Genomic DNA, 11,265 nt, shown 5'->3' on the forward strand with positions numbered 1-11,265 from the left:
CGGGTCAGGCGCGCGAGTCCGGCGTGATGGTGCGGCTCCCGCGTCAGGCACCCGCCACGGCCGAAGTCGCCCAGACGGGGACGGCCACGGCGGTCGCGCCCGCCGGGGCAGGGGAGGGACAGCCTGGCATCGATCCCCAACGCGATCCGAACGGCCAGCAGCGCAAGATCGATTTCGTGGCGCAAGGGCCGTCCTCGACGATCAACCCACATCGCATTCAGGAGCCGGCTTCGCCGTATCAGGTCATGGCCGGCAGCGTCATCGCGGCCAGCCTGATGACGGGTCTGCGCTCCGATCTTCCTGGCTTCGTCACCGCCCAGGTCTCGGAGAACGTCTACGACTCCGCGACGGGGCGCATCCTGCTTATCCCGCAAGGCGCGCGGCTGGTAGGCAGCTATGACAGCGTCGTGGCCTTTGGTCAGAGCCGGGCGCTCCTGGTCTGGCAGCGCATCATCCTGCCTGACGGCGCTTCGATCCAACTCGACAACCTCCCTGCGACGGATGCTGCGGGCTACGCCGGGCTCGCCGACAAGGTGGATTTCCACACATGGCGGCTCCTCAAGGGCGTCGCGCTTTCCACCCTGCTCGGGGTCGGAACGGAGCTGACCGTCGACGGCGAGAGCGACCTCGTCCGGGCCGTCCGCGAGTCGACGCAGCAGTCCAGCAGCCAGGCCGGACAACAGATCGTCACCCGGAATCTCGACGTCCAACCCACCATCACCATTCGCCCCGGATTTCCGCTGCGCGTGATCGTCCACAAGGATCTCGTGCTGCGTCCGTGGGACCGCTGAGAGGAGAGACCCCATGCTGAAGCTGGGCAAACTGCCTGATCGGACGCCGATCAAGCTCACCGTCACCGTCACGCCGGACCTTCATCGGTCGCTGTCCGACTACGCCGCCGTCTATCGCGAGGCCTATGACGATAAAGCCGAGATCGCGGACCTTGTCCCGGCGATGCTCGAGGCCTTCCTCGCCGGCGACAGGGAGTTCGCCAAGGCGCTGAAGGCGAAGGGAGGCTGAGATGGGCGTCATAGGAAAGTTCAAGCCGACCAAGCAGGGCGGCTGGGAAGGCCGCATCGAAACCCTTCTCATCGACCGGAAAATCCGGTTCGTTCCAAACGACGACCGCCGAAACGACAACTCGCCGGACTATGTCGTCATGCTCGGCTGGTCGCGCGTCGGCGAGGCCTGGAAGGCGACGTCGCGGGGAGAGAATCCGCGAGACTATCTCCGCGTTCGGTTGAACGACCCCTGGTCGGAGCCGAAGCGTGCGACCCTGTTTCCAGCGCCGGACGGCGCCACCGCCGAGCTTGCCTGGAGCCGCCAGCATCGGATGCGGGATTGGGGCGATGAACCCTGACCGCCGATCTGTGTCGTCCGTTCCGGAGAAAGACGTTCGTCCGTCGCGGCGCGGCGGCCACTTTTCCGCGGATCTCGCGCGTGACGCGCAAGCGCACTTCCAGAAGCAGTCGATAGGGGAAGTTTCTGAAGTCGAGGCGCGGGCGATGCTCGCCGATCTGACGGACTTCTTTCGTATCCTCATCGAATGGGATTCGAAGCGTAGAGCAAAGCCTGGACGGTCTATTCCAAATTCACGCAAGAAGGAGTGATGAGGCGGATCTTGCCTTGGTGTCGCGTTGGAATAAAATTCCATATGTAATTGAAATATATAGCAACATTCGCAATTTTGCGAGTTATTTGCTTGATTGGTTCTCCCGGCTCGCTAGGATTCTGCGTCCGGCGTTGTCGATGCTCTTTTCTGGATTGAGCCGTTGCCGCGCCGTTATCGCCTTTGCTCGGCGACCTTAGCGGGAGACAGATATGGCCAGTCGGAAAGTCGCGCGTTCTGCACCAGTTATCGAGATAAGACGGGCTGTTATGTATGCTCGTGTTTCATCGAAGGAGCAGGATCGGGAAGGATTTTCCATCCCGGCTCAAACCAAGCTGATGAAAGACTACGCCGATGCCAACGATATTCAGGTGGCGCGGGAATTTGTCGACGTTGAAACCGCCAAGAAGAGCGGGCGCACCAGCTTCAACGAAATGCTGCAATACGTCCGCCGGCACCCTACAGTTCGGACGCTTCTGGTCGAAAAGACCGACAGACTCTATCGCAATCTCAAGGACTGGGTGACGGTCGACGACCTCGACATCGAAATTCATTTCGTAAAAGAGGGCGTCGTCCTCTCGCAGGACTCCCGCTCTTCCGAAAAGTTCATGCACGGCATCAAGGTGCTGATGGCGAAAAACTATATCGACAATCTGTCGGAAGAAACCCGAAAGGGCATGTTGGAGAAGGCCGAACAGGGCCTGTGGCCGACAGTCGCACCGATCGGCTACCTGAACGTCGAAGGTCCCAACGGTAAGAAGATCATCACCATCGATCCGGCGCTCGGTCCGCTCGTTCAGCGCCTATATGAGTGGTATTCTACAGGCCAGTACTCGCTAAAGGAGGTCTCCAAGAAGGCTCGGCAGGCTGGCTTGACCTACCGGAAGAGTGGCGCTCCCATAGGCGTAAGCACGGTCCATACGATCCTGCGGAACCGAATTTATACCGGCGCCTTCGAATGGCTGGACAAGGTCTATCAGGGCTCCCACGCGCCGTTGGTTTCCGAGGACCTTTGGGGCGCGGTCCAGGATGTCCTGGATGGGCGCAAGGCGGCCAACATTCGCGCCAGCGTAAACGACTTTCCGTTCACCGGCATGATGACGTGCGGTCATTGTGGTTGCGCGATGGTCGGTGAGATCAAAAAGCAGCGATACATTTATTACCACTGCACGGGCTTCAAAGGAAAATGCGGCGAGCCGTATGTCCGCGAGGAGGTCCTGGAGCAGCGATTCGCCGGCCTGTTGCGGCAATTGCGATTCGATGATGCTGCTTTTGAACTGATCCAACGCGCCTTGCGCGAAAGTCTTCAGGATGAAACCCGGGAGCGTAGGGCGGCAATCGAGCGGCTCCGCGGCGAGGCCGATCGGCTGCAGGCCCGCATCGAGCGGATGTACGAAGACAAACTCGACGGGGTGGTCTCCGACGACTTCTATCGCCGGATGCAAATCGTGTGGCGCGAGGAGCGGGATCGTTGCCTGAAGGACATTGAGCGGCACCATAGCGCTGATGACGAGTATATCGATAACGGGATTGCGCTGATCCGTCTCGGACGGGAAGCGCACGATCTCTTCGAGCAGGCCTCCGCTTCAGAGAAGCGAAGGGTCCTGAATCTCGTACTTTCGAACTGCTCGTGGGCTCATGGAGAGCTTACAGCAAAATTCCGCCAACCATTTGATTTGTTGTCGGAAACTATCGCCCAGTCTACCTTCTCAAAGAAGGAGAAAACGGGCGATTTGCCCGAAAATGAGAAATGGCTCCGCGGGTAGGATTCGAACCTACGACCAGCCGATTAACAGTCGGCTGCTCTACCACTGAGCTACCGCGGAACATCCCCTCGGGGGAGGCCGGCGTATAGCAGCGCCTTTTCGATTCATGCAACGGGTAAAAGGCAGAAATCGCCAAATTTTTTCGCAAAGCCGTGCGTTACAAGGCTCCGCATGACTCCGATCTCCGTGCTCGACCCTGATGATCCGCGCATCGCCGCCTTTCGCGATGTGAAGGAGCGCGATCTGACTGGGCGGCAGGGCCTGTTTGTCGCCGAGGGAGAGGTGGTGCTGCGCGTACTGGCGTCCGAGGCGTCGCGCTGCGCCCCGGTGTCCGTTCTGATCGCCGAGAAGCGTCTGGAGGGCTTGCGAGAGGCGCTGGAACGTCTGCCGGGCGACGTGCCGGTTCATGTGGCGTCTCAATCGGTGTTGAACGCTGTGGCGGGGTTCGACCTGCATCGCGGCATTCTGGCCCTGGGGCGCAAGCCTGAGGCTGTCGAGCCGGGCGCTCTGCTGGACAGCCTGCCGGAACGGGCCGTGGTGGTCGTGGCGTGTGGAATCGGCAATCACGACAACATGGGCGGGCTGTTCCGCAACGCCGCCGCCTTTGGAGCCGGAGCGGTGCTGCTGGATCGCACCTGTTGCGATCCCTTTTATCGCAAGGCGATCAGGGTCTCGGTCGGGGCCGTGCTGCGGACGCCCATGGCGACGGGGCTGGAGGCCGAAGCGATGATCGACCTGTTGCAGGGCAGGGGCTTTGAGGTTCTGGCCCTGACGCCCTCTGCAGACCAGGCGCTGGCGGAGTTGAAGCCGAGCAGGCGCACGGCCCTTCTGTTGGGCAGCGAAGGGCCTGGTCTGCCGCGAGACCTGATCGCGCGCTGTCGTCCGGTCGGCATCCGGATGGCGGGCGGATTCGATTCGCTGAACGTGGCGACGACCAGCGCCGTCGCCCTGCATCATCTGACGACAGCGGGAGCCGGGTAGGTCAGAAAACAAGAAAGCCGCCCCGAAGGGCGGCTTTCTCGATGTTCATCGCGATGGAGGCCTGACCGGGAATCGAACCCGGGTGCAAGGATTTGCAGTCCTCTGCGTCACCACTCCGCCATCAGGCCGTGACCCCGTATTTCATGGGCCCCGCCATCGCGAGGGCCGTCAGCTATCAGATCGGATTGTCCGCTGCAACGCACGGACCTATAAGCGCGTCACATTTCTTCGCCTGAGCCGACCTGAAGGACTTCGGATTATGGATTTCGCCGCCGCCCGCAAGGTGATGCTGGACTCGCAGGTCCGCGTGAACGACGTCACCGACCGCCAACTGCACGCCGCTATCGGCGCTGTGGAGCGCGAGCGATTCTGCGCCGCCGACCGCGCCTTCTCGGCCTATGCTGACGTCGAGCCGGAAATTGCGGGGAACCGCCGCCTGATGCTGCCGCGCGACGTGGCCAAGCTGCTGCAGGGGCTGGATGCCCGCGCCGGTGAAAAGGCTCTGGCGATCGCCGCGCCGTACGCCGCTGCTGTCCTGGCGCACATGGGCCTGTCGGTGACGGCTCAGGAATCGGACGCCGCCGTGTTCGACGTGGTCGGCGCCGCCCTGGGCGAGGCCGGGGTCGAGACCGTCGTGGCGCCGTTGAGCCAGCCGCAGGGCGAGGGTTACGACCTGATCATCAGCGAAGGCGCGGTCCTCGAGCGCCCCGAATCGTGGATTGCGGCTCTGCGTCCGGGCGGCCGCCTGGCCGTGGTGGAGCGCGACGGCGCCAGCGGCGCGGCGATCCTCTATGTACGGGGTCGCGAAGGCGTTTCGCGGCGCGAACTGTTCGATGCAGCGCCTGAGCTGCTGTCGGAAATGGTCCCGGCGCCGGCGTTTGCGCTTTAAGGCCGTTCGCGGCGACGGAAGAGGCGTCGCGCTGCGTGAAAAAAACTTAACTGGCGTCGGGCGGGCCTAGCCTCCAACTACGCGGATACAAGGCACTACAGGCGCGCCGGATGGGGGCGTCAGGCAGGGACAGGTTCATGTTGAAACGCTCGCGCGCGCTCGCTTCGGTCGCACTGGTCGCATTGACGATGGGGGCGACGCCGGTCTTCGCCGAGTCGCTTCAGGAAGCCATCGGCCTAGCCTACCGCACCAATCCGACCCTGTTGGCGCAACGGGCGAATCAACGGGCTCTGGACGAGAGTATCGTCCAGGCGCGCGCGGGTCTGCGCCCGACCGTCAACGCTTCGGCGGGTGTCGATTACAGTCGCACGCGCACGGATCGTGTGACGACGACGATCCCTGGCCAGTCGTTCTCGATCGACACCAATGGCGATGGCGTGCCCGACGCCACCGGCACGCTGCCGGGCAGCAGCAGCACAAGCGGCGGCACGATCGAAAGCGACGGCGCCAGCGCCAGCGTCAGTCTGACGCAGAATATCTGGACGGCTGGGCGCGTGTCGCACGGCATCTCTGCGGCCGAAGCCAATGTGCTGGCCGGTCGCGAGAACCTGCGTCAGGTCGAGCAGCAGGTCATGGTGACGGTCATTCAGGCCTACGCCGATGTTAACCGCGATCTGGAAATCCTGCGCATCCGTCAGGAGAACCTGAAGGTGTTGCGCCGCCAACTGGACGAATCGAACGCTCGATTCGAGGTCGGCGAGATCACCCGCACCGACGTCGCTCAGTCCGAAGCCCGTCTGGCGCAGTCCGAATCCGATCTGGCCGGCGCTCAGGCGCAACTGTCGGTGTCGCGCGCGGCCTACGCCGCCGTCGTGGGACAAGCGCCGTCCAACCTGCAAACCCTGCCGACGCTGCCGGGTCTGCCGACCGATTTCGACAGCGCCATGGACGTCGGCCTTGCCGAGAACCCCGGCGTGCTTTCCGCCGTTCACGCCCAGCACGCGGCCGAGGCCAATGTGGCGGCCGCGCGAGCGGAATATCTGCCTTCGGCGCGGTTGAACGCCTCCTATGGCGGGACGGCCAATGATCTGTCGGGCTTCGACCTTGGCGATCGCACCAGCTTTACGGCGGGCGCAACCGTCTCCGTGCCCTTGTTCACGGGCGGCCTGAATCGTTCGCGCGTCGCCCAGGCTCTGGAACGCGCCAACGCCGCACAGATCAATGTCGAGGGTGAACGTCGCACGGTTCTGCAATCGGTCAGCTCGGCCTATGCCCAAAGCACGTCGGCGCGGTCCAGCGTTCAGGCGGGCGAACAGGCGGTGCGCGCCGCTTCGGTCGCCGCTGAAGGCGTGCGCCAGGAAGCTCAGGTCGGCCTGCGCACCACCCTGGACGTGCTGAACCAGGAGCTTGAACTGCGCAGCGCGGAAGTCGCCCTGACCAGCGCCCGTCGCAATGAGTATGTGGCCCAGGCTCAGCTTCTGGCGGCCATGGGCCGTCTGGGCGGTCCCAACCTGGATCCGACGATCGAGGCCTATGATCCGTCCGACAACTATCGGGCGGTGCGCAATCGCGGCGCCCTGCCTTGGGATGGCGTGATCGAGGCCCTCGACCGTGTCGCCGCCCCGGCCACGACGCCCGCCGTCGATGTCGAAGACGCCCCGGTCGACCGCCAGTTGAAGGGCGAAGTCGTTCGCACTGCTCCCCAAGGCTGAAGACTGAACGACAAAACGTCCGTTGATTCCAACGGGCGTTGATGCGACGACAGGATTCAAGGGGAGGCGAGTCTGAAAGCTCGGTCCCCATCGTCGCCTGCCTAGTCCGCATCGGTTGGCGAGTGTCCCCGTTCGAGCGCCCAGGTTGAGGTTCCGACATGACCGAACAAGCCGCCCAGGAACCGACGATGGAAGAGATTCTGGCGTCGATCCGCCGGATTATCTCTGAAGACGACGCTCCGGCTGAAACCGCCCCTGCGGCGGAAACGGCTCCTGAGCCCGCGCCTGAGCCAGAACCCGTCGTCGCCGAGCCGGAGCCCGCTCCGGTCGAGGACGAAGTGCTGGAACTGACTGAGCCTTATGAGGCGCCGGCCGCCGAAGCCATCGGCGATCTGGATGTGGCGGACGCCGCGCCGTTCCCGACCGAGCCCGCTGCAGCCGCGCCGCAGCCCGTTGTCGCTGTCGCAGAGGTCGAAACCCTGGTCGGCGAGACTGCCGCCGCCAGCGCCGCCTCGGCCTTCGCCGGCCTGGCCGCCAGCTTCCAGAAGCCTGAACCTGCGCCGATCGCTTCGGCCGCCGACATGAACTTCATGAGCGGCAACACGGTCGAAGCCATGGTTCGTGAGATGCTGCGTCCGATGTTGAAGGACTGGTTGGACGCCAATCTGCCGACCATCGTTGAGGCGCAGGTTCGCAAGGAAGTCGAACGCATCGCCCGCAACGCAGGCTGATTGCTTCAGGACATCGCAGAATTTTACAACGCCCCTCAGTCCGCTGTGGGGCGTTCGTTTTTCCAGTCGAACAGGGCTTCCAGCAGGCGCACGGCCTGGCCGCGTTCGCTAGTCAGCTCGGGATCGCGGCCCAGCAGCAGACGCGCGTCGTCCGCCGCCGCCAGCAGCAGCGAGCGATGGCGGATCGGATCAGCGAAGCGGTAGGCCGGGAATCCGCTTTGCTTGAGGCCCAGCGGATCGCCGCCGCCGCGCAGGCGGAAGTCTTCCTCGGCGATGACGAAGCCGTCCTCGGTGCGGCGCAGGGTCTCCAGCCGTTCCTTCGCCGTCTCGCCTAGCGCGCCATCCTCGCCGCCATACAGCAGGATGCAGGCACTGGCCTTGGCGCCGCGCCCCACGCGCCCGCGCAACTGGTGAAGCTGGGCCAGGCCGAAGCGGTCGGCGTGTTCGATCACCATGATGGAGGCGTTGGGCACATCGACGCCGACCTCGACCACGGTCGTCGCGACCAGGACGGGCAGGCGGCCTGCCGCGAACTCGGCCATCACGGCTTCGCGCTCGGCGCCCGGCATCTGGCCGTGGGCCAGGCCGACCTCGGTTCCCAGGTATTTGCGCAGGTCATTCGCCCGATCCTCGGCGGCGGCCAGGTCGATGGCTTCTGATTCGGCCACCAGAGGACAGATCCAATAGGCCTGAGCGGCTGCCTCGACCGCCGCCTTCAGCCGTTTCGCCACCTCGCCGATGCGCGCCAGCGGCAGAACGGCCGTGGTCACGGGCGTGCGGCCGGGCGGTTTCTCCATCAGGCGGCTGACTTCCAGTTCGCCATACTGGGTCAGTTCCAGCGTGCGCGGGATCGGCGTCGCCGACATGGTCAGCAGATGGACGCCGCCCAGAGCCGGATCGCCCTTGGCCTGCAATCGCTGACGCTCGCGCACGCCGAAGCGATGCTGCTCGTCAATGACGGCCAGGGCCAGCCGGTTGAACTGCACCGCGTCCTGGAACAGGGCGTGGGTGCCGATGGCGACCTGGACCTCGCCAGACGCGAGGGCCGTCAGCTTGCCGCGCCGTTCGGCCGTCGTGTCGCGCCCGGTTAGCAACAGGCTGCGGACCCCTGCCTGATCCAGCAGGGGCGACAGCTTGTCATAATGCTGGCGCGCCAGGATTTCGGTCGGCGCCATCAGAGCGGCCTGGAACCCGCTGGAGGCCGCATCGGCCAGGGCCAGGGCCGCGACGGCGGTCTTGCCCGATCCGACGTCGCCCTGAAGCAGCCGCCCCATCTGTTCGCCGGACGTCAGATCGGCGCGGATTTCCGTGACGGCCTGTTCCTGCGCACCGGTCAAAGTGAAGGGCAGGGCGGCCAGCAGGCGGGCGGCGGCCTCGCCGGGCGTGATGCGAACGGCCGGCGTGACCTGGCGCGCGCGACGACGACGCGCCAGAGCCAGCTGATGCGCGAACAGTTCGTCATAGGCTAGACGCTGGCGCACCGGCGTATCCGGCGTCAGGTCGGTTTCGTTCGCCGGGGCGTGCAGGGCCTCCAGCGCCGGGCGCCAGCCGATCCAGCGCCGGGCCGCTAGCCAATTCGGCTCCTGCCACTCCGGTAGTTCGGGGGTGAGGGCCAGCGCGCCTTGCGTCAGCTTGCGGATCTGGCGCGAGGTCAGTCCCTGCGTCGCCGGATAGACCGGCTCGGACAGTGGAATCTCGTCCGCCTTCTCGACCGGCAGGATGTAGTCGGGGTGGGCGATCTGGACTTCGCTGTTGAAGCGCTCGACCTTGCCCGTCACCAGACGGCGCGAACCGCGCGGAGCCAGGCTCTCGATATGGCGCGGCGATCCGGCGAACCAGATTAGGTGGATGAAGCCGGTGTCATCGATGGCGCGCACCTTGATCGGCGCGCCGTGTTTGTGCGGCGGGATCAGGCGGTCGATCGTCACCTCGAAGACGCCGATCTCGCCGTCGACGGCCTCCATTGCCGTGGTGCGGCGACGCTGGATTACGCCGCTGGGCGATAGAAACAGCACGTCGCGCACCAGCGGACCCGCCACCTTCTGCACCAGAGGCGCGCTGCGCGGCCCCACGCCTTTCAGCGTGGAGACGTCGGCGAACAGGGGAAAGAGAATCTCGGGCCTCATCATTGGACAGCATAGCTGGCGAAGCGGCGTCTGGAACGCTATCTGATCGGCCTCTTACCGAAGTGAACGGACAGGCAAGGAAACCGCGTGGCCGATATCGACGCACGTCCCGAGGACGCCCTGAATTCTGACGACCGCAAGACGCGCCTGGGCCGCATCGCCTTCCGCGCCTGGCGCCGGGGCTTCCGCGAGGCGGACATGGTGCTGGGGCCCTTCGCCGATCAGATCGCGCCGACGCTGAACGACGACGAATTGACCGAGTTCGAGCGCCTGCTGGATGAAGAGGACCAGTACCTCTACGCTTGGATCATCGAGCGCGAACCGACCCCGCCCGAGTTCGAAGGGCCCATGCTGGCTCGCATCCGCGCCTTCATGCGCGCCCATGTCGCCGCCGAAGTGGCCAAGGGCATCGGTTGATGGACGCGGCGCTGGCGCGGACCGACGCGGAATTGGGCGGCGCGCCGGAAGGGCTGGACGCCCTGATCGTCGCCGAGCGGATCAAGGCTCAGGGCGGGATCGCCCTGTTCGTCGCGCGCGACTATCAGCGCACGGGCAACTTCATCCAGGCTTTCCGGTTCTTCGCCAAGGATGTTGAAGTTCTTGAGTATCCCTCATGGGATTGCCTGCCCTATGACCGGCTGAGCCCGACGGCTTCCGTTGCGGCGCAGCGTATGGCGACGCTGACGCGGCTGGCCACGCGCGATCCGGCGGACAGGACGCCGCTGCTGGTGGTCGCCACCGTCGCAGCCGCCGCCCAGCGTACGCCGCCGCGTAGCGCCGTGACCGGCGCCGGTTTCGCCGCCAAGGTCGGCGCCGATCTCGATACGGGCGCTCTCGAACGCTACGTCGCGGCCAACGGCTATGTGCGCGCGTCCACCGTGTCGGAGCGCGGCGAGTACGCCATTCGGGGCGGGGTGATCGATGTCTTTCCGCCGGGATTCGAGGAGCCGGTGCGCCTCGATATGTTCGGCTCCGAGCTGGAATCGATCCGCGCCTTCGACCCCGAGACTCAGCGCTCGACGCGCCAGTTGAAGGCTGTCTCTCTGTCGCCGGTGTCCGAAGTGCTGATGGACGCAGATTCGATCTCGCGGTTCCGCAGCGGCTATCTGAACCTGTTCGGCGCGCCGGGCGACGAACCCATGTACGCCGCGCGTCGTCAGGGCGTCGAGCACTGGCTGCCGCTGTTCTACGACCGGCTGGATACGCTGTTCGACTATCTGCCGGACGCCGTGCCAGTCTTCCTGGACAGTCAGGTGGAGCAAGCGCGCGGCGAGCGCTGGAGCCTGACCGTCGACGCCTATGAGGCGCGTAAGGAGGCGGTGCGCGGCAAGGGCGGGGCGGCCTACCGCGCCCTGCCGCCCGCGCGGCTCTATCTGGACGACGGCGACTGGAACAGCGCCCTGGCCGGTCGCGCCGTGCGCCGCCTGTCGCCGCTGGCCGCCGGTTCGGGC

At 65.2% G+C, this 11,265-nt stretch carries 11 protein-coding genes, 2 tRNA genes and 1 pseudogene; 11 read left to right on the top strand and 3 right to left on the bottom strand.

What is annotated here, in order from left to right:
• The 5 genes from RT567_RS08435 to RT567_RS08455 form a co-directional block, all read left to right on the top strand.
• Positions 1-791: TrbI/VirB10 family protein (locus tag RT567_RS08435; protein WP_313575739.1), on the top strand; the 791-nt coding region annotated here is incomplete at its 5' end.
• Positions 792-804: 13 nt separating this feature from the next.
• A complete protein-coding gene (locus RT567_RS08440; RefSeq protein WP_003165139.1) occupies positions 805-1,020 on the top strand; it encodes a DUF2274 domain-containing protein in 216 nt (71 codons plus the stop codon).
• A gap of 1 nt (position 1,021) precedes the next feature.
• A complete protein-coding gene (locus tag RT567_RS08445; protein ID WP_003165138.1) occupies positions 1,022-1,360 on the top strand; it encodes a DUF736 domain-containing protein in 339 nt (112 codons plus the stop codon).
• Positions 1,350-1,610 (top strand): hypothetical protein, encoded by a 261-nt coding sequence (locus tag RT567_RS08450; protein WP_128116160.1) that lies wholly within the window; start codon positions 1,350-1,352, stop codon positions 1,608-1,610. The genes RT567_RS08445 and RT567_RS08450 overlap by 11 nt, the downstream gene beginning before the upstream one ends.
• Before the next feature lie 211 nt (positions 1,611-1,821).
• Positions 1,822-3,375, top strand: a complete 1,554-nt coding sequence (locus RT567_RS08455; RefSeq protein WP_223850731.1) for a recombinase family protein — start codon at positions 1,822-1,824, stop codon at positions 3,373-3,375.
• Here the strand turns inward: RT567_RS08455 and RT567_RS08460 are convergent.
• A tRNA-Asn gene (locus tag RT567_RS08460) sits at positions 3,361-3,435 on the bottom strand. The two genes, RT567_RS08455 and RT567_RS08460, sit on opposite strands and share 15 nt — an antisense overlap.
• Positions 3,436-3,546: 111 nt before the next feature.
• On the opposite strand from RT567_RS08460, the gene RT567_RS08465 reads away from it, so the two are divergent.
• Complete coding sequence (locus tag RT567_RS08465; protein ID WP_313575741.1) at positions 3,547-4,356, top strand: RNA methyltransferase; 810 nt, start codon at positions 3,547-3,549, stop codon at positions 4,354-4,356.
• A 54-nt stretch (positions 4,357-4,410) separates the two neighbouring features.
• Here RT567_RS08465 and RT567_RS08470 read toward each other — a convergent pair.
• Positions 4,411-4,484 (bottom strand) — tRNA-Cys (locus RT567_RS08470).
• Positions 4,485-4,615: 131 nt separating this feature from the next.
• On the opposite strand from RT567_RS08470, the gene RT567_RS08475 reads away from it, so the two are divergent.
• From RT567_RS08475 to RT567_RS08485, 3 genes are all read left to right on the top strand, one after another.
• On the top strand, positions 4,616-5,245 hold the full coding sequence (locus tag RT567_RS08475) for a protein-L-isoaspartate O-methyltransferase (protein ID WP_313575743.1): 630 nt from the start codon (positions 4,616-4,618) through the stop codon (positions 5,243-5,245).
• 137 nt (positions 5,246-5,382) lie between these two features.
• Positions 5,383-6,957 carry a TolC family outer membrane protein gene (locus tag RT567_RS08480; protein ID WP_313575745.1) on the top strand — a complete coding sequence of 525 codons (1,575 nt, stop codon included), beginning with the start codon at positions 5,383-5,385 and terminating at the stop codon, positions 6,955-6,957.
• Between the two features lie 158 nt (positions 6,958-7,115).
• Positions 7,116-7,688, top strand: coding sequence for a DUF2497 domain-containing protein (locus RT567_RS08485; RefSeq protein ID WP_313575747.1), 573 nt, complete (start codon positions 7,116-7,118; stop codon positions 7,686-7,688).
• A gap of 35 nt (positions 7,689-7,723) precedes the next feature.
• Here the strand turns inward: RT567_RS08485 and recG are convergent, their stop codons facing one another.
• Positions 7,724-9,814: an ATP-dependent DNA helicase RecG gene (gene recG / locus RT567_RS08490; protein WP_313575750.1), complete on the bottom strand. Its 2,091-nt coding sequence runs from the start codon at positions 9,812-9,814 to the stop codon at positions 7,724-7,726.
• Between the two features lie 87 nt (positions 9,815-9,901).
• On the opposite strand from recG, the gene RT567_RS08495 reads away from it, so the two are divergent.
• Both RT567_RS08495 and RT567_RS08500 read left to right on the top strand, forming a co-directional pair.
• Entirely contained in the window at positions 9,902-10,231 is a 330-nt protein-coding gene (locus tag RT567_RS08495; RefSeq protein WP_313575748.1) for a succinate dehydrogenase assembly factor 2, read from the top strand.
• Positions 10,231-11,265, top strand: a pseudogene (locus tag RT567_RS08500) (transcription-repair coupling factor); the annotation flags it as partial. The gene RT567_RS08495 and the pseudogene RT567_RS08500, both read left to right, overlap by 1 nt.

Source organism: Brevundimonas sp. (genome assembly GCF_032107865.1).
Classification (GTDB): Bacteria; Pseudomonadota; Alphaproteobacteria; order Caulobacterales; family Caulobacteraceae; genus Brevundimonas.

Coding starts and splice junctions, on each gene's coding strand:
- RT567_RS08440 (WP_003165139.1), top strand. CDS start 805: ATGCTGAAGCTGGGCAAACTGCCTGATCGGACGCCGATCAAGCTCACC.
- RT567_RS08445 (WP_003165138.1), top strand. CDS start 1,022: ATGGGCGTCATAGGAAAGTTCAAGCCGACCAAGCAGGGCGGCTGGGAA.
- RT567_RS08450 (WP_128116160.1), top strand. CDS start 1,350: ATGAACCCTGACCGCCGATCTGTGTCGTCCGTTCCGGAGAAAGACGTT.
- RT567_RS08455 (WP_223850731.1), top strand. CDS start 1,822: ATGGCCAGTCGGAAAGTCGCGCGTTCTGCACCAGTTATCGAGATAAGA.
- RT567_RS08465 (WP_313575741.1), top strand. CDS start 3,547: ATGACTCCGATCTCCGTGCTCGACCCTGATGATCCGCGCATCGCCGCC.
- RT567_RS08475 (WP_313575743.1), top strand. CDS start 4,616: ATGGATTTCGCCGCCGCCCGCAAGGTGATGCTGGACTCGCAGGTCCGC.
- RT567_RS08480 (WP_313575745.1), top strand. CDS start 5,383: ATGTTGAAACGCTCGCGCGCGCTCGCTTCGGTCGCACTGGTCGCATTG.
- RT567_RS08485 (WP_313575747.1), top strand. CDS start 7,116: ATGACCGAACAAGCCGCCCAGGAACCGACGATGGAAGAGATTCTGGCG.
- recG (WP_313575750.1), bottom strand. CDS start 9,814: ATGAGGCCCGAGATTCTCTTTCCCCTGTTCGCCGACGTCTCCACGCTG.